We start from the raw sequence: 26,006 nt of genomic DNA on the forward strand, positions 1-26,006 counted from the left end.
AATTTTTGGGTGTTTAGTTGTTGAAAAAGCTGCGGCTTAATGGTCGCAGCTTTTTCTAAAGTCTTTTAATTGAAATTTAACGATTAAATGACAAACGGTATGATAGAATGATAATTAGCAGACTGGAAACTAATTGGAAGGAGCTCTGCATGCAGACCGTACTTATTGCGGACGACGAAGAAAATATCAGAGAAGGAATTAAGCTGATAATAGACTGGGATGAGCTTGGATTCGAGATCGCCGGAACGGCCTCTAACGGAGAGGAAGCTCTTTCTTCTATAAAAAAGCTCAACCCTTCACTTGTTGTCATGGATATGCAGATGCCTAAGATCCATGGAATAGATGTAATAAAAAAGGCGAGGGCCGAAGGCTACGATGGATACTTCATCATATTGTCGGGGTATTCCGACTTTTCTTATGCCCAGGACGCCATCAGAAACAGAGTAACCAACTATATCACCAAGCCCATCGACGAGGATGAGCTTTACGATACAGTAAAAAAGATAAAAGACGAGATCGATAAAAATGCCAAGGAAGGAAGACGCTCCGGTCAGATAAGAAATAAGGCCAAGAGCGTTGTTACAAGCGAGCTCCTTCTAGGCACATATTTTGAAAAGGACGAAGCTGAGAATGTCACACTGACTGAGGACAGAAGGGAAGAGCTCGAATCCATGAAGCTCCTTTCTCCTTTGTATCAGGTGGTGATCCATGAGACCTCCGGAGACTACAAACTGCCGGATCTCTTACCCACATTTCTTGATGAAAACAGCTTTGAGCTTCTTAATGTCAGCGGATACGATTGCATTCTTCTTAAGGGTAAGGCAGCGGTTTCGCGCTTTGAGGACTTTATATTACATTATGAAAAATCGCCGATTGAAACGGACAGCCCCCTCGATAATATTTTCATAGCTATCGGAAAGGCTGTGGATTCACCGGTTAAAATAGAGGATTCTTACGAATCTGCCAAGAGCCTTGCGGACAGAAGATTTTTCTGTGATGAGGCGGAGCACTTCGTGAGAGCGGAGAATGAGAGCTTCGTAAATAATCAGTGCAGAGATAAGAATGGGACAAGTCATTTGGATTCTGAAAAGAGTACTGAAGAAGATAATTTAGCAGCAGCTAAAGCAGCGCTTAAGGAAGAGCAGAGACGCATTACAGACAAGATCATGGATGCGATAATAGCAGGAAACAGAACAGCCATGATCAACTCCACGGAGGAGCTCTACGACTACATAAAGGACAACATTTCAGGTAACTCCGATGCGTGCCTTTATGTGACGGAGATTCTTCTTGGAATTAAGGACAGACTGTCAAAGCAGTACCCGATGCTCGCTGATATTTTTGATACACATGCGGGAATAATTGAGTTCATAGAGGGACGTTTTTACCTATATGAGATCATGCAGTATATGGTGGAGACGCTGGAGAAGGCGCTGGGGAAACTCCATGAACACGCGGGTTCTGAGAACATTATAGACGACATCATATCCTATACGGACAGAAACTATGCGCAGCCGCTTACACTTGAAGATCTGGCTTCGAGGTTTGGCTATAACAGCGGATATCTGGGGAGACTTTTCACAAGGACCACTGGCACAGGCTACAACTACTACCTGAATGAGTGCCGAATCGCCAAGGCCAAGGAGTTCCTGGCAGAAGGGAAGTACAAGGTGTACGAGGTGGCACAGCTAGTGGGCTATAACGATGTGGACTACTTTGGCAAAAAGTTCAGAAAGCATGCCGGAATGACACCTGCGGAGTTCCGCAGACAGAAAAAAGAGACAAATTAAAGACAATATAAAAAAACATCATTAAAGCCTTCCCCCACTGGGGGAAGGTGTCAGCGAAGCTGACGGATGAGGGGAAAAAGGAGGCGAAATGAGCTGGAATGAAAATTTGAAAAAAGTTCCCTATGGGGGAGACTACAATCCGGAGCAGTGGCCGGAGGAGATATGGGAGGAGGACATGAAGCTGTTCAAGCAGGCGGGGATTGACACCGTTACGCTGAACGTCTTTTCATGGGCATCGCTTCAGCCTTCTGAGGATGAGTACGATTTTGAGAGACTTGATAAGATCGTTAAGCTGGTCACTGATAATGGCATGAATATAATCATGGCGACATCAACAGGCGCTCATCCTGCATGGATGGCTAAGCGTCACCCGGATATTTTGAGAACGGATTTTGAGGGCAGAAAGAGAAAATTTGGCGGACGCCACAACTCATGTCCCACAAGTCCCACATACCGCATGTACGCAGGAAGACTTGCTTCAAGACTTGCTGCTCAGTATAAAAATCAGAAGAACATAATAGCATGGCACATTTCCAACGAGTTTGGCGGCGAGTGCTACTGCGAGTCCTGTGAAAAGGCCTTCAGAGAGTGGGTTCAGGACAGATATAAGACAATCGAAGAGGTTAATAAGGCCTGGAATACATCCTTCTGGGGACATACATTCTACGATTTTGATGAGATAGTTCTTCCCAATGCGCTTTCGGAGGAGAGTGTATGGGGCGGAAGACTTCATACGGATTTCCAGGGAATTTCCATTGACTATAGAAGGTTCAATTCCGATGCGATTCTCTCATGCTATTGCCTTGAGAGAGACGAGATAAAGAAGGTCATACCTGATGCTAATATCACCACGAACCTCATGGCATTTTTCAAACCGCTGGATTACCGCAAGTGGGCTAAGGAGATGGACTTCGTTTCATGGGATAACTACCCGCAGCCTACGGATTCTCCCGCAAGGATTGCAATGAGCCACGACCTCATGAGAGGTGTTGGCGACGGCGCACCCTTCGCACTTATGGAGCAGACACCCAGCGTAACTAACTGGCAGCCCTACAACTCACTTAAGAGACCTGGCGTCATGAGACTTTGGAGCTATCAGGCCATGGCACACGGAGCTGACAGCGTGCTCTTTTTCCAGATGAGAAGGAGTATCGGTGCCTGTGAAAAATACCACGGAGCAGTGATTGACCATGTAGGCACAGGTAATACCAGAGTTTTCAGAGAGATCACAGAGCTTGGAAAAGAGCTGTGGGAGATTGGCAGATGCTCTATCGGAATGGAGACAAAGTCTGAGGTTGCAGTGATGTTCGACTGGGATAACTGGTGGGCAACGGAGCTATCAGCAGGTCCCACAAATGAAATGAACTACAGAGAGACCATCACCCAGTACTACGAGTCTCTTCGTAAGCTCAACGTGAACGTGGACATCATCTCTCAGGACTCAGACCTTACAAAATATAAGGTTGTTATCGCGCCTCTTCTTTACATGATAAAGGACGATCTTGATCAGAGAATAAGAGCCTTCATCGAGGGCGGCGGAAGCTTCGTGACAGGTGTGTTCAGCGGATATGTTCAGGAAAGTGACCTTGTTATAACAGGCGGTTACCCCGGAAAGCTCCGCGATATTCTTGGCATCTGGGTTGAGGAGACGGACGCTTTTCCTCCTGAAAAGCACAACCACTTCAGCTATCACGGACAGAGGTACTTCGCAAGAAAGATGTGCGATCTGGTACACCTTGAGGGTGCCAAGATGCTGGATGACTACGGATACCTGGAGGACTTCTATCAGGGAATGCCTGTAATCACTTCAAGAAAGCTTGGCGGCGGAAGAGCTTACTACGTTGCGACCGAGTCTGACGAGGATTTTAGGGCAGTATTTTTATCAGATGTTCTCGGAAAAGCCGGTGTTCACCCGCTTACCTTTACATCAAGCGATGTGGAGGTCACCAGCAGAGAGAACGACGAGGAAAAGATTCTGTATGTTCTGAACCATGGCGAAAGTGAAGGAATCTACGAGCTTCACGAGGATGGTACAGAGCTTATAAGCGGAATAGAGCTTGCATCCGGAATGCATAGAATTGCACCGAAGGATGTACATATTATCAGAAGACCGAAATGAGGATAAGAAATGGAAGGATCAATACAAACACTTAAATACCGTGCAGAGGAAATACTTGAAGCGCTGACACTTGATGAAAAGATCGGAATGATTCACGGTAATGAATTTTTCAAGACTAAGGGCGTTCCGCGTCTGGGAATACCGCCGCTTTCCATGTCCGATGGACCTATGGGAGTTCGTGCGGAGTTTCATCCCTCGGAGTGGATTCCTGTAGGAAACACTGATGACTATGTGACATATCTGCCCTGTAACAGCGCAGTTGCAGCCACATGGAACCGCAACCTTGCTTCCAGAACGGGAAACGTTCTCGGCGAAGAGGCAAGAGGTCGCGGCAAGGACGTGATTCTTGCGCCCGGAATGAATCTGAAGAGATCACCTCTCTGTGGAAGAAATTTTGAGTATTTTAGTGAGGATCCTTTCCTGACCTCTGAGCTCGCCACTGAATATGTAAAGGGTGTTCAGAGCTGGGATGTGGCTGCCTGCCTTAAGCACTTTGCTTTAAATCATCAGGAGACCCAGAGACTTGAAGTGGATGAGGAGATTGATGATGAGGTACTGCGCGGCCTGTATCTTCAGGTTTTCAAGGATGTAATTGATAATTCGAATCCTTACAGTATCATGGTGGCCTATAACAAGCTAAACGGTGAGTACTGCAGCCAGAGTAAGTACCTGCTCAATGACATCCTGAGAAAAGAGTGGGGCTACGAGGGTTTTGTAGTGTCCGACTGGGGCGCTGTCCATGACACAGTTAAGGCAGCAGAGGCTGATATCGATTGTGAGATGTCAGTTACAGATGATTTTGATGACTATAAGCTTGCTAATCCGCTTAAGGAGAAGGTCCTTAGCGGAGAGGTGGATGAAGCGCTGATTGATAAGAAGGTGCTGAGAATCCTTATTCTTATGCTTCGTCTCAACATGCTTGATGATGATATGATGATAAGAAAGGATGCTCCTTACAATTCTTTCGCAGCAAGACAGGATTGCCTCGACATAGCCCGCGGAAGTGTTGTACTTCTGAAAAATGAGGACAACACACTTCCTATTGGACGCTACAATATCAAGACAAAGAAGATTCTTGTTATCGGTGAAAACGCCAACAGAATTCATTCAAATGGTGGTGGAAGTGCTGAGATCAAGGCTCTTTATGAGATATCACCTCTCATGGGACTTAAGTCTCGTATCGGCGGTGCTGCTCAGGTTGATTACCTTCGCGGTTATGCAAGTACAATTGTTGAGAATGTTGCTCCTAACGGAACAAACTGGCAGGCACTCAGCCTTGAGGACGGCGGTGGAAAGACCGCTGATGGTGAGGGTGCAGATCAGGGTAATTGCGGATGCGAGGGTGCTGGTGGAAATGGTAATGCCGGTAGTGCAGGGGTGAATGGTAGTGGCGATGGTACTTGGAAGGATATCGCTGAATATAGGAAGCATCTGCGCAAGGAAGCTCTGGCAGCAGTTGATGACTATGACTACGTTGTATTTGTAGGTGGTCTTAATCACGATATTGATTCTGAGGGAATTGATAGAAAGAACATCGATCTTCCTTATGAGCAGAATGAACTTCTTGAGGCTCTTTTAGATAAGCGCCCTGACACAGTTGTTGCCATGATCGGTGGCGGCGCCGTGGATATGACAAGATGGCTTGATAAGTGTAAGGCACTTATCTGGATGTACTACAACGGCATGGAGGGTGGAAACGCCCTTGCTGAGGTAATCCTTGGCGACATCAATCCCTGTGGACATCTTCCGGAGACCTTTTACTGCAAGGCTGAAGACTCCTCCGCTCTTAGCGTTGGTGACTTCGGTGACCCTGAAATGGTTCATTACCGCGAGGGCTTCCACATCGGCTACAGACATATTTACAAGGAGAACATTCCGGTTCAGTTCCCCTTCGGATATGGAATCACTTACTCAGACTTTGAGATAAGCTCACCTTCCTTTAATCATGCAAAGCACACCGCTAAGGGTAAGCTTACCAACAAATCTGATGTGGACGGCGCTGAGATTATCCAGGTTTACCGCCTCCCCGACGAGCATCAGGACTATCTGGAGCTTGTAGGCTTTGAGAAGGTTTACATCCGCGCTAACTCTGAGATAGAGTTTGAGGTTCCTGTGCGAGACAGGATTGGAGTTGGCAAGTATGCTGTTGGATTTAACAGTAGGGATTTGATAGAGATAGAGTAATGATGAGATAGAGTAGAGATGCTGCCCTGCGGGGCAGCATTTTTTATTCAATAGCTTCCTTCGGATTTCCTATTGAATAAAAAGCGCTCCGCTATGGATGCGACTGGTGCGCAGATGAATTTTGCAAGCTAAAGCTTGCGCGCACCAGCGCGCAAAGAGTCGCAAGCGACTCTTTGTTCTTTTATGGTGGTTTGAGAGTGTGTGGGGTATTGTACGGTATTGTGCCTCGCTTCGCGGGTGGTGTGGGTGGGGTGGAGTTACGTCTATGCGCGAACAATTTTAGATACTGTCTGAATGCGTGTGAAGCTGAGATTTTGTGGTTGCGTCTAGGGGGGATTTGTTCGCGGATTGACGTAACGGCTAACGGTAGGAATTACCCGCGGTTGGACCGGAAGAGTCTAGTGTGGTCATATTGGATGAACTTCTCAGGGGCTTCAAAGGTGGCTGTTCAACCAGCGATGCACAATAAGCGCAAATTGGTTGATGTGCGGGAAGAGTGTCCAGGAATGAGTTACGTCAACCCGCGAACAAATTAGATCATAGGCGTAGTTGAGTCAATAAAGTTGGTATGAGTGTGCAACCGATATTGAGGAAAACAATCCTACCGGTGTAACACTCCCCAAAAAGCAATAAAATAGTTCAACCGGTAGGAAAGCAAGTTCGCGAATAGACGTAACGGCGCCGGAAGATAGCTCCCGCAGAGTAACCAGTATAAAAGCAAGTTCGCGAATAGACGTAACGGCGTCGGAAGATAGCTCCCGCAGAGTAACCAGTATAAAAACAAGTTCGCGAGTAGACGTAACCACCCCCAAAACACTACTCCCGCGTAAAACACAAAAAACAAGGCTCATTCAGCCTTGTTTTTTCTTCCATACACTATATATATTCCGATAATCACCCACACGATGATAAGTATCTCTATGAGCCTTTTGGATTCCTTCGGCAGTGGACCAAGGTCCGTTTTTCCGGTCATGACAGCGCCACTCTGGTTTAGGTGATAGAGATTCATGGTGTCAGAAAAAAGCTGCTCCATGTAGGAATCGTCAACTGTTTTCTTTCTGCGGACGGACTTGGTAACATTTTCAATGAGCTGTCCCGCAGCATCTCGAAGAGAGGTCGATCCGCTAAAGACATTGGTTACAAATGTATACTGTTGATTTTCAAGAAGAAGCTTTGTAGCATCTATCTTCACCTGATAGTGAGTGGTGTTGTCCTCTCCGCCTCTTGATAAGTAATCCTGATATTCCTCGGAATTCTGGGCCTTAGAGGTTACAGGTACATAGCCTTCGGTCTCAGCATAGCCTGTCTGTACGTCATTAGTGAGCATGTACTGTGCAAAGAGCCATGAAGCAAGAACCTCCTGCGGATCCTTCTTATTGAAGATACATATTGAAGGTCCCTGAGAAATCATGGCGTACTGCTTATTCCCTGTAGTCTGATTCTTAGAATCATCAGCGCCAGCATTTGCAGTACCATCACTTCTACTCTGCATATCAGAAGCTCCCCGTTCCACAAACTGTGGAACAGGATAAACCACTGTCTCAAAGTCAACAACCTTATCCTCAGCGATGTCAGAAAGCGGCGCATTGGTGCCCATCCAGGTGGATCCGGCAGTTGAGTCCACTGCAAATATGCACTGCCCCGCATTTAGGAAGTTTGCAGGATATCCCGAAATCTTGAAGGTTGAAAAAGCACCTGTCTTAGCGTGTTCCACGATGGTTTTAAGATCCTGCTTTGTCACATCATTGAAAAGAAGAATGTTGCCCTGGGCATCTGAATAGTCAGCCCCTTGTTGTTTTAGCATCTGAATCATCATATTGTCGGTTGACTTATAAATGAAAGGAATCAAAACCTTCTGTCCATTTAGCTTGAAGGTTCCGTCCTCATTTTTCGCCATAGCTGCCTCAGAAACCTCCCACACAAAATCCCAGGTGAGGGTTTGTGGCATCTCGTATCCCAGCTTCTCAACAAAATCCTTGTTGACGTAGCAGGCCTCTGTGGACCTCATGTAAGGCACAGCGTAATGGTTCTCGCCAATCATGCACTCCATCAAAAACTCAGGAATTATCTCATCCTGCTTTGGTGCATCATACTTTAGCTCTGTTCCGCCAAGTCCATATTTTTCATCCGCGAAAAGATCATCCAAAGGTACTACCGTATCAGCTCCCGTCAGATAAGTTGCGATGTGATCAGGATAAGTAATGCAGACATTTGGCGTAGTATCTGTGGAGATATTTGTAATTACGTCATTATAAATTTTACCGTAATCTGTGTATAGACGAATCTTTACATCGATATTTGGATATAGCTTTTCAAAATTATTGATCGCTTTTTCGTATATCTTTGTCTGGGTTTTATTGGTATCATTTTTAGCCCAGAAGGTAATCTCATAATTTTTCGACTCATCAAAATTTTCGGGTATCTCAAAGCCTTTTGCTTCTTTACTTCCATGACAAGCAGTCAAAACCGTAGTAGAAAATAGTAACGCAAAAATCGTCCCTATAATATGTATATTTTTCTTCATCCCTTCGTGCCTCCTCTTGCAACACCTTCCATAATCTTTTTCCTGAAAATAAGGAACAAGATCATAAGCGGCACAGAAATAGCCACAACCGCAGCCATCATGGCAGGGATGTTTTCACGTCCGAATCCGTTCTCGCGAATTTCCTGGATTCCGTTAGACACAAGAAAATAGTTGGCATCATCAGTTATAAGCCTGGGCCACACATAGGAATTCCAGCACTCGATTACCTTAAGAATGGTGATTGTGATGAGCGTGGGCTTTGCGATTGGAATCATGACGCGGCGAAGATATCTCATATCACTGGTTCCGTCCACCTTTGCAGCCTTGTAGAGCTCATCCGGTATCTGCTCGAAGTTTTCCTTCAAAAGATAGATGTAGAAAACCGAAAGCACAGACGGAAGCACCAGTCCGGGGAAGGAATTGCGCATTCCGAGGTCGGTTATCGTCACATAATTGGTGATAATTACGAGCTCGTTTGGAATCATCATCAGGGATAAAAACATCGTAAAAACAAGGTTCTTTCCTGGGAATTCCAATCTTGAGAATGCGAAGGCAGAGAGCACCACGATGACAAGCATGATCGCCGTTGTCACAACTGTAAAAATAAATGTATTAACAAGATACGTGCCAAGGGAAACTTCCGTAAAGGCACTGATGTAATTCTGCACCGTCGGCGAAGTAATAATGAGCCTTGGAACGTACTCACCGTTGTAGGAGCTGTAGCTTTTGAAGGATGTAAGAATCATCCAGTAAAAAGGAAAAAGCACTATAAGCGCCCAGAGCGTGAGAAGCAGATAACGCGCCACACCACTGGTTAATTTCCTTGCTTTATCATTTGCTTTAATTTTCTCAAAATCCTGATTGTCTGACATTTTTCGTCCTCAAATTATTGGTAATATACCGTTCTCTCGCTAACCAAAAGGTTAATCACAGTGATGGTGAAAACAATCGCAAACAGTATGATCGCAGCTGCCGATGCATATGACGGGTAACCGCCGCTGTTTCCATAGAGCATGTCGTAGATGTAGCCGACTATAGTGTTCATTCCTGCTGCATTAAGGTCTGTTCCGAAAAGTGCAACCTCATCGCTGTAGGCCTTGAACGCTCCTATAAAGCCTGTGATCACAAGGTAAAAGATCATGGGCGAAATCATCGGCAGGGTTATTTTCGTAAATACCCTCCACTTAGGTGTGGAATCAATCTGCGCCGCTTTGTAATAAAGCGGGTCAACAGACGCAAGACTGCTTGTCAAAATCAAAATCTTGAAGGGTAGCACCACCCAGATTGTGTAGAAACACATGACAAACATCTTAGCGGCGTAGGGGCCATCGATGAAATCAATGCTTTTTCCGCCAAAAAGATTTATCAGGGCGTTCACTATTCCGTCAGTGTATGCAGTTTTCCTAAAAAGGATCATGAAAACAAGCCCGACAGCAAGCGTGTTAGTCACATAGGGCAGGAAATAGATTGTTTGAAAAAGTTCCCGAAGCTTCATGATGGAGCTAAGAGCAAGGGAAATAATCAGTGCAATCGCTGTGGAAAGCGGCACTGTGATAAGTACGATAATGAACGTGTTTTTCAGAGCCTGGATAAAATATGGGTCGTGCAGGACATAGGAATAGTTGTAGGTTCCAAGTCCAAAGTAGCTCTGTGATGCGAAGTTGTAGCCCTCCTCGAAGGAATATATGAAAACGTCTATCATGGGATAGACCAGGAAAATTCCTAAAAATATGATCGCCGGCAATAGGCACAGCAATGCGGTTAATGTCTGTTTTTTGTTATTCATTGGTTGTCAAATCCTTATCGCTTCTTCAGTCTCTGCGTCAAAAACGTGCACCTTTGACGGCTTTAATTTAAAGCTCACTTCGCCGCTGATAAACTGCGGTCTGGTGTCAGATGGAATAATTGCGCGGATGACAGTTCCATCAAAGGCTTCATGGGTACTGATAATGCTGGTATCGCGGCCCATGACCTCCATTTTCATGAAATCGCAGTGAAGAAGATTCTCTTCAGAAGACTCCGCTTCCGTTACAGCAACGAATCCTTCAGGGCGCACTGCCACGTAGACATCTCGCTTTTGCGCAATTCTGGATGCCGTTTCCGGCTTAACGTCCATGACCTTATCCTTTCCTATAAAAAGGCCGCCGTCACGGATCTCGCCCTTAAACACATTTATCTGAGGAGTCCCAAGGAATTTCGCAACAAAGAGGTTTTCCGGATGATCATACACATCCTGAGGCGCGCCGTGCTGCATTATGCGTCCCTCATTCATGACAACTATTGTGTCACAAATGCTCATGGCTTCTTCCTGATCATGAGTTACGAAAATTGTGGTAATTCCTGTCTCAATCTGAATACGCTTTAATTCCTCTCTTGTCTGAAGACGAAGTCTTGCATCAAGATTGGACAGGGGCTCATCGAGAAGAAGGACCTTTGGATGCTTTACCAGTGCTCTTGCAATTGCAACTCTCTGCTGCTGACCTCCTGACATTTTAGCGGGTTTTCTCTCCAAAAGATTCTCAATCTGCACTAGCTTTGCTGCTTCCAGGACCTTTGCGTCCATCTGATCTTTTGTGAGTTTATCTTTTCCGCGAAGGTTCTCAAGAGGAAACTTGATGTTATCCTTTACATTTAAATGCGGATAAAGTGCATAATTCTGAAAAACAAGTCCGACTCCACGGTTTTCAGGCGGAAGCTCGGTTACGTCATCCTCTCCGAAAAATATCTTTCCGGAGGTGGGCTTTTCAAGGCCGCTTATAAGATTTAAAACCGTGCTCTTTCCACAGCCTGAAGGACCAAGAAGTCCGATCAGCCTGCCGTCTTCTATTTCATGAGTGAAATTGTTTACAGCAATGATTTCGCTCTTTATTTTTTTATCTATCTTTGGGAATTTCTTTGTGAGATTTTCTAAAACAATTTTCATACTCCCCAGTATCCTTTTTGAATAATTTTACATCTCTGCGTCAAAATCTATTTTCTCAAATCCGGCCGCATAGTACTGTGCAAGGAAGCTCTCGCTGTCGCGGTTCATGATGAGCTCCTGCGGGAAATGTATCTCCTCAAGCATTGATATTGCTGTCGGGAATCTTCCTATATCTGTTGCGATGTGAGCGTCAGTGTTTACGCAGATCGATGTCCCCAGCTCTGCACATCTGACGGCGATTTCCTTGCATCTGTCTGCCACGTCGCCGCTCCAGATTACGCTGTGCTCATTGATTTCTATAGGCTTATTCAGCTCCTTTGCTCTAAGCAGGACTTCATCTGTCTCGAAGGGAATTCCCGCTCTTCCGATGTGACCGAGCATAAGGATTCTTGGATCCTCAAGAACAGTGATATACATCTCTGTTGCCTGATTTTTGCTAATTCCCTGAAGTCCCCATTTTCCGTGAACGCTGGCGATGATAAAGTCCAGGCGCTCCGTTGTTCTTGTGAAAAGGTCCTTGTCATCCTTATAGGGGTCGCCTACAATTGATCTTTTTATGGGAAGTCCCATTCCGAAAAGATATCCCTCGGGTGAAACGATGTCCACTTCGCAACCTCTAAGGAGCTTAACCCCATGCCAGGTGCGTTTCCAGCACCCCTGATTGGTGAAAAACTGATAAGATCTGAGGTCTTCATCCTCAGCAACAACCATAGAACTGAAGTGGTCGGTGCTTGCAAGAAGCTCCAGGCCTATACTCTCAGCCTCTTTGACATTCTCCTCTATCGTGGAGTAGGCGTGAGCTGAGTAAAGTGTATGTGTATGCAGATCGCATTTGATGTTCAGCATATTTCCCCCCTTGGTACAACTGACTTTTCCTATACATGATAGCAGATTTTTCATATTTTTCCATATGTTTAAGGGGTGTGTTTGGTTGACTTATTGGTAGTCTTGGTATTCTTGGAGATGGTTACTCTGCGGGGAGGGCTTTTTTGAGGTAGTTACGTCTGTCCGCGAACTTGCTTTTCTAGTGGTTACCTTGCGGAGGTTACGTTCTGGCGATTGTTACGTCTATCCGCGAACTTGCTTTTCTAGTGGTTGCCTCGCGGAGGTTACGTTCTGGTGACCGTTACGTCTATTCGCGAACTTGCTTTTCTATTGGCTACCTTGCGGAGGTTACGTACTGGGGGCAGTTACGTCTATCCGCGAACTTGTCTTTTTGTTGGTTGAACTGTTTTGTTACTTTTGGGGGAGCGTTACACCGGTAGGGGTTGTTTCCTTAATATAGGTTGCATACTTGTGCCAGGTTTGTTGGCTCTGTTACGCCTATGATCTAATTTGTTTGCGAGTTGACGCAACTCATTCTTTGACATTCTCCCCGCACATCAACCAGTTTGGGTCTATCGAGTACTATCGGTTGAACACCTGCTTTGAAAGTATTTCGCTCGTTCATCCGATATTGCCAAATCCATACATCTTGACTTAACCGCGGGTAATACACAGAGGCTGTCATTGCGGCTATTCGCGAACAATTCTTTCTTTTGGTTACCTCGCGGGAAAAACATAGTGGAAGTCTTTACACCAACTCGCGAACAAATCCTGCCTCAGACTCAATCACAAAATCTCAGCGTCTCAGGTGTTCAGACAGTATCAAAATTTGTTCGCGACTAGACGTAACCCCAGCTTATCAATATATCCCGCAAGGCAGACACAAAAAACAAAAAATCATAACATGAATGCTATTTGCATATTTGACACGCGATATGATTTGTGATATCATCCAATTCTCTTGTATCAGGAAAAAACTAATTAAATATCGGTCTATAACTATCTTGTGATTTCCACATGATTCCATTCCATTTTCAAGACCAATAATATCGTTCATTCGAAGCAAAGAAACTATGCGCATAGTTTTATTTGCTTTGATAGATTGCGCGCAAATTCTGTGAATATGCAATTGCTTATTGCAAAAATATCTGCCATTCGCATCAGGATGGTGTTTTGCAGTGCTCATAGCATATTCAAAAGCTTTGCGAATTACTAAACATACCCAAAGAAAGGATACTATATGAATATAAGGAAAGAATTTGAAAAAAGAGAAAATGAATTAAATGCTGTTCTTACAGAATGCGACAACAGACTTAAAAAGATGCCTGAAGGTAAGCTAAAGGTCATCACCAAGAAAGGTAAGCCTTATTACTATTTTCGCAAGGATGGCAATGATGCAAGTGGTACCTATATTCGTCGCAAGAATCTGGATAAAGCAAGGAAGCTTGCACAGAGGGATTATGAGATTCAGGTCAAAAAGGCTCTTTCTGATGAGATGATGGCGCTTTCACTCTATTCAAAAGCAATGCCGGAAAAGACCTACGAGCATGTTTACGATGAAATGATCTACGGTCGAAAAATTCTGATTACTCCGCATTTTCTTCCGGATGAAGTGTTTGTGGAAAAATGGCTTGCAGAACCCTATGAACCATTGAATTTTGATGGAGACTTAGCTGAGCATTACACAGATTGTGGTGAGAGAGTCAGATCCAAATCTGAGGTTCTGATTGCAAATGCACTAAATAAAGAAGGTATTTCTTATAAGTATGAGTGTCCTTTATTTCTGGGAAACAAGAAGCTTTACCCTGACTTCACTATTATGAAAATGCCCGGACGTAAAGTAGTGTATTGGGAACACCTGGGACTTCTTGATGATGCTGAATACATTGCGAGGAATTTAGAGAAAATTGATTGCTATGAAGAAAATGGAATCTTCTTGGGAGACAATCTGATAATCACAAGAGAGACAAGTGAAAAGCCGCTTAACATGAAGCAGGTCAGAAGACTTATTGATCACTATTTATTGTGATGATTTGAGGGACTTATGGTTGCTGTTACGTCTATCAGCGAGATGGCTTTTCTGCCGGCTGAACTGCTTTATTATCTTCAAGGGGACGTTACACCAGTAGGGATTAATTCCACAACACAGGTTGCACGCTTATGCCATGTTTACTGGCACCATTACACCTATGATCTAATTTGTTCGCGGATTGACGTAACTCATTCCTGGACATTCTTCCCGCACATCAACCGATTATGGCTTAACGAGTGTCATTGGTTGAATGCAGACCTTGATAGCAATTCTGTTGTTCATCCAATGTGGTGCTATACACCTTTTCTGGTCCAATCGCGGGTGATTTCAACAGGTGAGCGTTACGTCTACTCGCGAACAAATTAATCAATTGGTTACCCTGCGGGAAAAACTTTCATTGAGGAGTTGCGTCTATCCGCGAACAATTATAAATCCTGGTTGAAGGCAGGAATAAAAGACAATAATGGAGTTACGTCTATTAGGCGATATTCATAGACACCGGTTAACTAGCCGCCAAAATATAGAGATAGATGTTACGCCGATAGAGACTTCATCAACAATATCGGTTGCACACGGTGCCAGAGTATCCGAGCCCGCTACGTCTATAATCTAATTTGTTCGCGCATAGACGTACTTCCAACTTATCAACATCCTCCGCAGGCCTAAAGCAAAAATAAGTACAATTAAAAAAACATCAATTAGTAAGTCACTAACCAGACTTGTTCGCGCCCAGACGTAAATCCCGCCTGCCAACACCACCCGCAGGAACCAATGCTCGCCTGCCATTACCACCCGCAAGAACCAACTCCCGCCTGCCAACACCACCCGCAGGCACCAATGCTCGCCTGCCATTACCACCCGCAAGAACCAACTCCCGCCTGCCATTACCACCCGCAGGCGTCAACTCTAATCAACCACTACCTCCCTCAGGTCAACATCAACTCCACAAGCAACACCTCTGCAAACAACACTGCCCAAAAGCACAAAAAAGACGCCATCCGAAGATGGCGTCACCACAAATTCAATCAACCAATTACTTTACAGTAACGTTTGTGATGTGAGGGTTAACACCCTGGTACCAGTAAAGGAAACCTTCCATATCAACTGTATCACCAACGTTAAGACCTTCAACAGCCTTGTAAACGTCGGAATCCTTGTCGCAAAGGTAAGACTCTACTGTGAATGTATATGTCTGGCCGTCTGCAGAAACGTTGAAGTAAAGATCATCGCCCTCAGAACCGGATCCATCATAGTTGTAAAGGAAAGCAACATCGTTTCCGTCAGCATCCTTAGAAGCCTCAACTACCATATCCTTGAAAGAAACAAACTCATTCTGGTGCTCGATAAGTGAATCATCAGCAAGTAAAGATGTTACATCTTCAGCGTCAGCAACATAGCTTCCGTCCTCGATCTCGAACTTAGCATCTGTGATCTCAACTTCACCTTCCCACTCTGACTTGTAGCCTGTAACCTTGATCTTTGTGCCTTCTGCAAGCTTGTCATACTCTTCCTGTGAGCAAGGCATATTGTAAAGGAAGTAAGCACCGTTCTCGTCCTGTGTGTAGAATGTAGCGTTACCTACGCCTTCGTTCTCCCACCAGCCCTGCTTAGCCTGAACATAAGTCTCGATTGTAACCTCTGAATCAAGATCAGCAGCAACGTAATCATCGTGGCTCATAACATCGCCTTCAGCAGCGTCAGCAGACTCCTCAGCATCAGCGCTCTCTTCAGCGTCAGCTGTTTCCTCAGCGTCTGTGCTCTCCTCAGCATCAGCAGCTTCCTCTGTCTCAGCGCTCTCCTCAGTAGCAGCGTCCTTTGCCTCAACAGACTCACCCTCTGCTGCATCTACTGTAGCTTCGATTTCTGTGGGCTCAGTCTTTGCGCCACATCCGATCATGCTGAATGCAAGACCAAGAGTTAATAATGTTGCAATAGTCTTCTTTTTCATAATTTTCTCCTCCATAAAAGGTCAGCTGCCGGAAACCGGCTCACTGCCATTTGACATTACCGTCGCCTATTATAACACAAATTAGGAAAATGCAATAAAAAAGAATGAAAAGAAATACAGTTTTTTGTTTGCTATAAACCATATCCATGGTATAATTAACGAGTACGAACTACAACATGTTGTGGTTCGGGCAGGGAGCGAAAATGGTATGTTTTTTGCGACAAATACCTGGTTTTGCTGGGGAGCATAGATGATCAGGTGTTTGAAAGGTTTGTTGGGGTGAGTCATGGACTATGATTATCTGTCTTCTATAGTTTCAAATTACAGTAATTTAACATCCCTGAGTGCGCTTGGGGGAAGTACACTTGGTGGGAATACTGCTTTGAAGGGTGTGTCTACCTTGCTAAATACAGGCAGTTCACTTGATTCGCTTGAGGATACGAGCTCACTTGCGGGAGCTAACACCTTTTCCGCAATTTTAGAATCAGCGATGAAGGCTGGAAGAACTGATGGTTTAGAAGGTGACAGCGCTTTGGGGGATTATACTTCAGTGCTCGAGACCACGACAGGACTGCTGACGAAGGCTACGGATGATCAGTCATCTAATGTAGCAACGAGTCTGTCGGATGAGACTGTTGATAAGCTTGTTGACATAGCCGGAGCAGGCACAGATGCCGCTTTTGAGGGTGAAGCCAGAAGCAACATGATTCTTCAGAATTACCTTTATACGGCGATGATGAAGGATTCTCTTGAGAATTCCCTGACTGAGAAGGCAGATTTTACGTCCGGACTATTTTCAGAACTGGCAGTTGGTTCCGAGGATGAGGATGGCTCATCAACGCTCAGTTCGTTGAAGGACAGCACACTTGGTGCTATCAATAACTACTCAACCTACAAGACTTTACTGGAGAATTCTGATTTCGGCGAGCTTGCAGATGACGTGATCTCGTCCTACAGCGGAACAGGATCGCTTCTTCGCGAGATGCTCACCAGCTTGTCCAGTGAGCTTAAGAGTACAGAGGGTGCTGAGGCGGCTGAGTCACACACCAGGAATTTCGACTCACATCTAAGACTTCGTTCCGCTACGCTTCGTCGTGCGTAAGACAGATGTGATTAAGTGAATAAAGTATACTAAGCTGAATGTTTTTCGCATTCAGCTTTTTTGTGGTAAAATGACGGGAGATTACGCAATTAATATAAGAAGTTGGAGGCATACATGCCATTTGATATACAGCCCGGGGAGGGGCAGGAAAAAAGCAAAAATACAATACTCGAAACAATTCTCGGGTTCTATTTTGTCTGGGGGATGGTCCTTGCGGTAGCACTTAAGGTCATTGACGTAAAAAGGCCCTACTTTGCCCTTGCGGGAATAGCGGTTGTCTTTGCAGCGCTTGTTTTCATATCCCACAAAAAGCTCCATCTCAGGGAATTCATCATAAGATATTGGAAGGTCACGCTTGTCGCGTTTTTGTGCCTGCTGTATCAGTGGGTATACCTTGGACACAGCACCAGATCAGTACTACGCGGCATCACCATTTACCTCCTTATATATACAGGATTTTTATATGAAAAAAGATTCCGCAGCTACATAGGGAAAGCCTTCAGGGTATCATCAATCCTTCTGGGAGTAACCTCTGTGATAGGCATAATCTGGTGGACTCGTGGAATATATCCAATTGAGAAAATTTCAGCAGAGGCAGCAAAATACTTTTATTCAGCGCCTCAGAGAATGGATTCTGTTTTCGTGCATCCCATTCCCGCAGCATGCTTCATGCTCCTTCTGATAAGCCTTGCACTGTTTGCTTGGAAGGGTGATTTAAAAATAGAGGTGGCAAGGTTCCTCTTGTTGTTTTTAGGAATTGCAGGATTATACGCAACCTTTACACGCTCTGCATATCTTGTACTCGTTATGATTCCCGTGGTATGGGCCATTGGAAAATGGAATGAGAGAAGAGCAGAGAATATAAAACAACACATTGATGAGCAGAGTAAACAGGGCATATCTAAAGATGCACAAGTATTTGAAGCAGCAGAGTCTCCTAAGAAGCTGGGACTTTTACACAAAGTACTTATAGTAACAGGAGCTGTGGCATTAGTCGCAGTCATGCTTCACATCACAGGAGTTGCTGGCACAATTTACAACAGATTCTTTGAAACAAACTGGCGTGAAGATCCATCTTACACCTTCAGAATGGACACCTTTAGCATCACAACAAAGAGCATCCTTGGAAGAGGAATCGGAAGATTTTTGTTTGGAATGGGAGCAGGCAAGGGAAACTCAGTCCTTTACGATGTGAAGTGGTTTACTGATAAATATGAGGTGATTCACGGAATAGATAACTCTTACAGCACAATGTTTTTGGAGCAGGGAATATTTGCATTTGTGCTGTATCTGTATGAGTTTTTATATGTTCTGAAAAGATGCCTTGTTCCTATGAATGACGCTAAAGAGAAGTCAGAGAAGGCCCATGCGGTTGACAGAAATTCTCTCTACTACATCCTTCTTCCTCAGCTTGTAATGGCAATAACCTTCGATGCGCAGAATTGGCCGGGAACAGAGTTTGTGATCTTCGTTCTGATCGGAATTGAGATGGCGGGAAGAACATATCCTCATCCGGGATTTAGTAAGGAGCATCCGCTTATCATAAATGGAAGAATATTTGCCCAGAACGTGACCGGTGTTCAGCGTTACGGAATAGAAATAATTAAGCAGATAGATACGATGGTAGAGCCCGGAGAGGTTATACTTGCACTTCCTCAGGGGGGCCTCGTAACGCAGCCGAATTTTCATAATATCAAAACGGAAGTGGTCGGCAAGGGCAATGGTAATAAATGGACCCAAGTTTACCTGCCAATCTATGCATATAAAAAGAGAGGAGTGCTTCTTGGACTCGCGGGAATAGCTCCTGTTATAAAGCCCGATTACATTGCAACTCACGACATATCCTTCATGCGATATCCGGATTCCTACGGAAAAAGCTTTCGTCTCATGTACAGGATTGGATATCTTCTTACTTTATATAGATGCAAGGGAATCATCACAATCTCGGAGTTTAGCAGGGACGAGCTTAGGACATTCTATGATCTTGATGAGAGCAGATTCACGATTGCGGGGAATTCAGCGGAGCATCTGTTTGAGGGAGTTGCCGAGCAGGATAAAGCGCGCACAGGAGAGATTCTCTCTAAATGGAATCTTACGACAGAGACAAAATACTTCCTTAGCGTAGGCAGTAAGAACCTCCATAAAAATCAGATTTACATTAAAAAGCTTGCAAAGAAATATCCCGATAAGACTTTTGTTATAGCAGGCGGCAGCAGTGCAAGGTCCTTCGGGGGATCGGGAGATGCGGTAGATGGCACCGGCGCTTCCAAGGGGGATGGCATTCACAATATAATCCTCACAGGATATATCACCGACGAGGAGCTCAGAACCCTCTATGCTAATGCCTATGCGTTCGTCTTTCCTTCTTTATATGAAGGCTTCGGAATTCCTCCCATGGAGGCGATACTTTCAGGAGTTAAGCGCATAGCCCTTGCCGACATACCGGTTCTCAGGGAGATATACACAAAGGGATGTTATTTCTTTGATCCGAAAAATGAGGATGCATTCGATATGGAAGCTCTTGAAAATGGTAAGGAAACCATAACAGACGCGATCAGAGACTACTATAGAGAGACATTTTCGTGGAGCAATTCAGCCCGGAATATACTCGGTGCAATCCGATGCTCTTTTCAAAAGTAGCAAAATACGTTATGATATTAATTTGTCTAACTATATCATATAGTTTTAACTTAGAAATGTAAGGTTAATTGTTAAAGGAGATATACAATGAAAAAGGCACTAATCACAGGTATCAACGGTCAGGACGGATCATATCTTGCAGAGTTCCTTCTTGAGAAGGGCTATGAGGTACACGGAACAGTTCGTCGTTCTTCTATATCTAATACTGCTAAGATCGATCACCTTCTCGCCGAGAACAAGATCAAGGTACATGACGCAGATATGTCTGATTCTTCATCACTTTTCAGACTTATTCATGAGATAGAGCCTGATGAAATATATAATCTCGCAGCTCAGTCACATGTTCAGGTATCCTTCGATGCACCTGAATATACCGGTGAGGTTGATGCTATCGGTGTTCTCAGAATCCTTGAGGCAGTAAGAGCCCTGGGTCTTACTAAGAAGACCAAGGTTTACCAGGCATCCACATCTGAGCTTTACGGAAAAGTTGAAGAGCTCCCTCAGAAGGAGACAACACCCTTCCATCCCTACAGCCCCTATGCTGTTGCTAAGCAGTATGGCTTCTGGATGATCAAGGAGTACAGAGAAGCTTACGATATGTTCGCAGTAAACGGAATTCTTTTCAACCACGAGTCAGAGCGCCGCGGTGAGAACTTCGTTACACGTAAGATCACACTGGCAGCAGGTCGTATCGCAGAGGGACTTCAGGATCACCTTGAGCTTGGTAACCTGGATTCCAAGCGTGACTGGGGCTATGCTAAGGACTATGTTGAGTGCATGTGGCTCATTATGCAGCAGGATAAGCCCGATGATTTCGTAATCGCAACAGGTGTTCAGCACACAGTAAGAGACTTCACAGAGAAGGCATTCGCAGCAAACGGCATCACACTTCGCTGGGAAGGCACAGGCGCTGATGAGAAGGGCTATGATGCAGAGACAGGCAAAATGCTCGTATGCGTCAATGCAGAGTGGCTTCGCCCCACAGACGTTGATAACCTTTGGGGAGATCCCACCAAGGCTAAGACAACACTTGGCTGGAATCCTCAGAAGACAAGCTATGAGCAGCTTGTAGAGATCATGGCTAAGCACGACAGAGAGCTTGCAAAGCAGGAAAAGAAAGCGAAGGCATAATGAGAGTAGCTATAGTTCACGACTGGCTCCCCTTCATGGGAGGCGCGGAAAACGTAATAATAAATATGCATGAGGTCTTTCCGGACGCTCCCATCTACACATCCATGTGTAACCGAATGAACATGTCGGGAGCCCTTAAGACTGCAGACATACGCACAACTCATCTGCAGAAGACCAATAAAAAACAGCTGAACCATAGGAAACTCTTCCCGTTCATGCCTACAGCAATGGAGAGCATAGATCTTAACGGATATGACGTTGTAATAAGCAGTAGTACAAGTGTCGGAAAAAGCGTAATCACAGGTCCTGACACGCTTCATATCTGCTATTGCAATACCCCTATGAGATACGCCTGGGAGCAGAGGTTTAACTATATAGGACCTCTCACAGGAAAAGGTGCTTTTAAGAACAAGCTGATATCTTACTTTATGACGTTTATGCGAGTGTGGGATTATGCGACTGAAGCCCGCGTGGACGTTTTTGTTGGTAATTCAGTGAACGTTGCAAGACGAATCCACAAGCATTATAGAAGAGACGCTTATGTTATCCACTGTCCTGTTCGTATGAGAATGTTCCACACCTCTCCTGAGGATGGCGGATATTATCTATGCGTATCAAGACTTCAGGAATACAAGGGAATCGAGCTCGCTGTTAAGGCGTGCACCAAGGAGAACCTGCCTCTCTATGTAATCGGTACAGGCCCCATGAAGGAGAAGCTTGAAGCAATGGCAGGTCCTACAGTTAAGTTCCTTGGCTTTGTTCCGGATGATGAACTCCTTGATTACTATGCAAAATGCAAGGCTCTCATATTCCCCGGAGTAGAGGACTTTGGTATCACACCCCTTGAGGCTCAGGCCAGCGGCAGACCGGTTATTGCGCTTGGTAAGGGCGGAATCCTTGAGACTGTTGTCGAGAACGAGACCGGCGTATTCTTTGATCAGCCCACACCTGAGTCACTAATAGATGCCATACATAGATTTGAGAAAATGAGTTTTGATAAGGAAAAACTGAGAGCTCATGCAATGGAATTCGACGAGAGTGTATTTAAAGAAAGACTCAAGAGATTTGTTGATGAGCAGTATGCAATATTTAAGACCAAACAGCTTGAAGGCGTGACGGTATATAAATAAAGAAAAATATAAGCCTCAAGGCTGCGAATTCGCAGACTTGAGGCTTATATTATTTCTTATAGTAATTAACAAGCTTTTTAACAGCTGCGATTACGTCTTGTACATCTTCATCAGTAAGCTTAGGATACAGCGGAATACTCATTATTTTGCTGTATATTTTTTCGCATACGGGGCATAAGCCCTTCTCATAACCCATCTGCTGATATACAGGCATCCAATACACAGGAATGTAATGAACCTGACACTGCACGTTCTCTGCGCTCATAGCCTCGAAGAACTCGCGGCGTGTGCATGTGAGCTTATCAAGGTCAAGCTGAATCACGTACAGATGCCTTGATGAATCAGATTCCGGAATATCCTTCTGAACTATAATCTCCGGAACATCAGCGAATGCCTCGTTATACATTTTTACGATTTCTTTTCTTCTCTGAACAAATCTATCAAGCTTATCTAGCTGACTTGAAAGGAGCGCTGCCTGAATATCAGTCATTCTAAGGTTCATGCCGAGAAGCTGCTGTTCGTAATACCAGATTCCTGCGTTATCATCATCGGCAGGCGTCATGAATTTTGAGTGATCATGCTCCATGCCATGTGAACGGAACAGATACGCTTTTCTCGCATATTCCTCATTATCAGTAAGGAGAGCACCGCCTTCACCTGCTGTAACAGTTTTTACAGGATGAAATGAAAAAGTTGTGATATCAGCAAAAGAGCCAACAGGCTTACCGTTATACTTTGAACCGATGGAATGCGCTGCATCCTCGATGAATACGAGATTAAACTCGTCACAGATTTTTCTGATCTCGTCAGCTTCAACCACCTGACCTGTATAATCAACAGCGACAATGGCTTTAGTCTTGTCTGTAATCTTTTCTCTGATGCTCCTGGGGTCAATCTCGTAGGTCTCGGGATTGATGTCTGCGAACACAGGCTTAGCACCGCAGTACAATGCGCAGTTAGCGCTGGCCATGAAGGTGAGAGGCGTAGTGATGACTTCATCTCCTGGACCAACACCTGCTATAAAGCAAGCAGCATGTAGTGCTGCGGTGTCATTGGTCATAGCGATGGCATATTTTGCTCCCGTGATTTTGCAAAGCTTCTCTTCAGCCTCGTCAACTTTAGGACCGCAGGTGATAAAGGGACTCGTCAAGGTCTCTGAAACTGCCTCAACATCCTCCTTAGTAATACACTGAGATCCATAATATATCTTGTCCTTGCGGATTGGTGTTCCGCCAAGTATAGCCGGTTTATCCATAATATAATGTCCTCTTTTTTATATAAATTGGTGGCAGATACAGATTAAGTATCTGTCAAGCTTTTCAACATATTTTATCAAAGTATGGAAAGTGATTCAAATTATGTGCTACAATAATTTAGATTTAGTTTAATCAAGATATATAAAAGAGGTAGAAAATGAGATTAGATGATAAAACAATACTCGTGACAGGAGGAACAGGTTCTTTCGGACATTGCTTCACAGAGTATTTACTTGAGCATTACAATCCTAAGAAGATAATAGTATATTCTCGTGATGAGTATAAACAGTTCACAATGGCCAACGAGAAGGTATATAGAGAGCATGCAGATCAGATGAGATTTTTCATCGGTGATGTAAGGGATGCAGCCCGTATGGAGCGCGCTATGGAAGGTGTAGATTATGTCATCCACGCAGCTGCTCTTAAGCAGGTTCCCGCCTGTGAGTACAATCCGGATGAAGCTATCAAGACTAATGTAAACGGAGCTCAGAATGTTATAAATGCAGCTCTTAACACAGGTGTTAAGCGTGTGGTTGCGCTTAGTACTGACAAGGCAGTTAATCCTGTTAACCTCTACGGTGCCACCAAGATGGTATCTGATAAGCTCTTCATCGCAGCTAATGCCTATGCTGGCAATAAGGATATCAACTTCTCAATAGTAAGATATGGTAACGTAGCAGGAAGCCGCGGCTCCATCATTCCGTTGTTTAAGAGACTTGTTGAAAATGGAGAGAAGGAGCTTCCTATAACCGATTACAGAATGACACGTTTCTGGATCAGCCTTCCCGAGGGTGTTGAGCTTGTTCTCAAGGCACTTGATGAAGCTAAGGGCGGTGAAACCTTTATCAGTAAGATTCCTTCCTTCAATGTTAAGGACCTTGCAGAGGCTATGTGTCCCGGAATTGCCACAACCGAAGTTGGCATAAGACCCGGTGAGAAGCTTGATGAATGCATGGTAACAGTTGAGGATGCACCTTTTACCTACGAATTTGATAAACATTACATCGTTTATCCTCAGGTTGTATTTAACGACAGACAGCAGCCTGACCCGAAGGGTAAGAAGGTAGCGGATGACTTCTTCTACAGCTCAGGCAATAACACTGAATGGATGAGCGTGGAGGACATTAGAAACAGACTTAGCGAAGCAGTAGATCATTGATAAGGCAGATTTTGAGAAGTTTGTGAGGTAAGAATTGTCTTTGACAGCATACTGGAAAGGACAGAAAAAATAACGCCAAAAGCCAAGTTATTTCATTGTATCGGGCTTTTGGCGCTATTTATATGGCTATACATGAGAACTACTTATTTCTGCTGCGCTCTATTTCTAAATAATAATCATAAAGTTCTTTGGCGGTTTCAAATATATTATACTCAGGATTCCAACCCAGTTCTCTGGTGATCTTACTGTGATCACACCAGATCACAGGATTTTCAACAGGCCTTACAAGCTTTGGATCTGTCTCTATAGTGATGGGCTGATCTGAGAGGCTTGTTATATACTCTAATAATTCTCTCAAAGGAATAGATTGTCCGTTTCCTACGTTATAGATTTCCTTGCAGTTATCACTTTCAATGATCATTCTGTAAGCTCTGACAACATCCTTAACATTACTGAAGTCGCGACTTACCTCCAGATTACCAACCCGCATTATACCCGGCTGGCCACTGCAGGATATCTCTGCAGCCTGTTTGCACCAGGAGGGAATTACGAAGTTATCACTCTGGCCTACGCCGGTGTGATTGAACGCACGAACGTGATATACCTTCATGCCATAATAGTCGCGGTATACTGCTGAAAACTGCTCAAGCATTACCTTGGATATTCCGTAGGGATTGGAAGCATTGAGCTTGGTATCCTCATTCATAGGACCATCAGTGATGTCATATTCTTCACTGGAACCTATGAGCAATACCTTGGTATCAAGGTCATTATCACGGACTGCCTCAAGTATGTTGAGGGCGCCACTGACGTTTACTTCAACTGTAGTGCGTGGTATCTTCCAGGAAAGCCCGACATTACTTATTGCTGCGAGGTTCACTATATGCGTAGGCCTAACCTGTGTAACTATTGATTTAACCCTGTCTGTATCAGAAAGGTCGCATACATAGGTTCCGTCCATGTCCGGGGAATCCTGTATTCCGACGCGGTCACTTCCATATACATCATATCCGTGATTTTTGAATTCGGCTGCAAGATAGCTTCCTACAAAACCACCTACGCCAAAGATTAGTACTTTTTTCATACGATACTCTCTTTTTCTGAAATAGTCTTTCTAACAATAATACCACAAAAGAGCGCTAAAACAAAAAGCAGAGAAAAGAATTAGGCTTTAATACATATCATGGTGTATAATTGGAAGGTGACAAAGTAGAGGTCGACCACCTCGCTACGATATTTTTAT

Annotated in this window: 17 protein-coding genes; 9 read left to right on the top strand and 8 right to left on the bottom strand. The window is 44.5% G+C overall.

What is annotated here, in order from left to right:
• Positions 1–107: 107 nt before the first annotated feature.
• The 3 genes from G587_RS0103445 (at position 108) to G587_RS21210 (ending at position 6,093) form a co-directional block, all read left to right on the top strand.
• Positions 108–1,790 (top strand): response regulator transcription factor, encoded by a 1,683-nt coding sequence (locus tag G587_RS0103445; RefSeq protein ID WP_081679317.1) that lies wholly within the window; start codon positions 108–110, stop codon positions 1,788–1,790.
• Positions 1,791–1,878: 88 nt separating this feature from the next.
• Positions 1,879–3,909: a beta-galactosidase gene (locus tag G587_RS0103450; RefSeq protein WP_026491107.1), complete on the top strand. Its 2,031-nt coding sequence runs from the start codon at positions 1,879–1,881 to the stop codon at positions 3,907–3,909.
• Between the two features lie 9 nt (positions 3,910–3,918).
• Complete coding sequence (locus G587_RS21210) at positions 3,919–6,093, top strand: glycoside hydrolase family 3 protein (RefSeq protein ID WP_051200660.1); 2,175 nt, start codon at positions 3,919–3,921, stop codon at positions 6,091–6,093.
• 847 nt (positions 6,094–6,940) lie between these two features.
• Here G587_RS21210 and G587_RS0103460 read toward each other — a convergent pair.
• The 5 genes from G587_RS0103460 to G587_RS0103480 are packed head-to-tail and all read right to left on the bottom strand — an operon-like array spanning position 6,941 to position 12,386.
• Positions 6,941–8,617: an ABC transporter substrate-binding protein gene (locus G587_RS0103460; RefSeq protein ID WP_026491108.1), complete on the bottom strand. Its 1,677-nt coding sequence runs from the start codon at positions 8,615–8,617 to the stop codon at positions 6,941–6,943.
• On the bottom strand, positions 8,614–9,489 hold the full coding sequence (locus G587_RS0103465; RefSeq protein ID WP_026491109.1) for a carbohydrate ABC transporter permease: 876 nt from the start codon (positions 9,487–9,489) through the stop codon (positions 8,614–8,616). Before G587_RS0103465 ends, G587_RS0103460 begins: the two co-directional genes overlap by 4 nt.
• Before the next feature lie 14 nt (positions 9,490–9,503).
• Entirely contained in the window at positions 9,504–10,403 is a 900-nt protein-coding gene (locus G587_RS0103470; protein ID WP_026491110.1) for a carbohydrate ABC transporter permease, read from the bottom strand.
• A 6-nt stretch (positions 10,404–10,409) separates the two neighbouring features.
• Positions 10,410–11,540 (bottom strand): ABC transporter ATP-binding protein, encoded by a 1,131-nt coding sequence (locus G587_RS0103475; RefSeq protein ID WP_026491111.1) that lies wholly within the window; start codon positions 11,538–11,540, stop codon positions 10,410–10,412.
• Positions 11,541–11,567: 27 nt separating this feature from the next.
• The gene (locus G587_RS0103480; protein ID WP_035785623.1) at positions 11,568–12,386 is read right to left on the bottom strand and encodes a PHP domain-containing protein; all 819 of its coding nucleotides are present in this window, start codon (positions 12,384–12,386) and stop codon (positions 11,568–11,570) included.
• Between the two features lie 1,219 nt (positions 12,387–13,605).
• Here G587_RS0103480 and G587_RS21215 point away from each other — a divergent pair.
• On the top strand, positions 13,606–14,394 hold the full coding sequence (locus G587_RS21215) for a hypothetical protein (RefSeq protein ID WP_051200662.1): 789 nt from the start codon (positions 13,606–13,608) through the stop codon (positions 14,392–14,394).
• Positions 14,395–15,430: 1,036 nt separating this feature from the next.
• Here G587_RS21215 and G587_RS0103495 read toward each other — a convergent pair.
• Positions 15,431–16,345, bottom strand: a complete 915-nt coding sequence (locus tag G587_RS0103495) for a hypothetical protein (RefSeq protein ID WP_242830027.1) — start codon at positions 16,343–16,345, stop codon at positions 15,431–15,433.
• A 286-nt stretch (positions 16,346–16,631) separates the two neighbouring features.
• Between G587_RS0103495 and G587_RS0103500 the strand changes: the two genes are divergently transcribed.
• From G587_RS0103500 to G587_RS0103515, 4 genes are all read left to right on the top strand, one after another.
• Complete coding sequence (locus G587_RS0103500; protein WP_026491115.1) at positions 16,632–17,447, top strand: hypothetical protein; 816 nt, start codon at positions 16,632–16,634, stop codon at positions 17,445–17,447.
• Positions 17,448–17,561: 114 nt separating this feature from the next.
• Positions 17,562–20,087: a glycosyltransferase gene (locus G587_RS0103505; protein ID WP_026491116.1), complete on the top strand. Its 2,526-nt coding sequence runs from the start codon at positions 17,562–17,564 to the stop codon at positions 20,085–20,087.
• An 87-nt stretch (positions 20,088–20,174) separates the two neighbouring features.
• Complete coding sequence (gmd, locus tag G587_RS0103510; protein WP_026491117.1) at positions 20,175–21,218, top strand: GDP-mannose 4,6-dehydratase; 1,044 nt, start codon at positions 20,175–20,177, stop codon at positions 21,216–21,218.
• Positions 21,218–22,348 carry a glycosyltransferase gene (locus tag G587_RS0103515; protein ID WP_026491118.1) on the top strand — a complete coding sequence of 377 codons (1,131 nt, stop codon included), beginning with the start codon at positions 21,218–21,220 and terminating at the stop codon, positions 22,346–22,348. The genes gmd and G587_RS0103515 overlap by 1 nt, the downstream gene beginning before the upstream one ends.
• Before the next feature lie 49 nt (positions 22,349–22,397).
• Here G587_RS0103515 and pseC read toward each other — a convergent pair whose 3' ends face one another.
• Positions 22,398–23,603, bottom strand: coding sequence for a UDP-4-amino-4,6-dideoxy-N-acetyl-beta-L-altrosamine transaminase (gene pseC, locus G587_RS0103520; RefSeq protein WP_026491119.1), 1,206 nt, complete (start codon positions 23,601–23,603; stop codon positions 22,398–22,400).
• A gap of 158 nt (positions 23,604–23,761) precedes the next feature.
• On the opposite strand from pseC, the gene pseB reads away from it, so the two are divergent.
• The gene (pseB, locus tag G587_RS0103525) at positions 23,762–24,763 is read left to right on the top strand and encodes a UDP-N-acetylglucosamine 4,6-dehydratase (inverting) (RefSeq protein WP_026491120.1); all 1,002 of its coding nucleotides are present in this window, start codon (positions 23,762–23,764) and stop codon (positions 24,761–24,763) included.
• 139 nt (positions 24,764–24,902) lie between these two features.
• Here the strand turns inward: pseB and G587_RS0103530 are convergent, their stop codons facing one another.
• Positions 24,903–25,847: a GDP-mannose 4,6-dehydratase gene (locus tag G587_RS0103530; RefSeq protein ID WP_026491121.1), complete on the bottom strand. Its 945-nt coding sequence runs from the start codon at positions 25,845–25,847 to the stop codon at positions 24,903–24,905.
• Positions 25,848–26,006: the final 159 nt, after the last annotated feature.

It is taken from the genome of Butyrivibrio sp. XPD2002, from assembly GCF_000423945.1.
GTDB lineage: Bacteria > Bacillota > Clostridia > Lachnospirales > Lachnospiraceae > Butyrivibrio.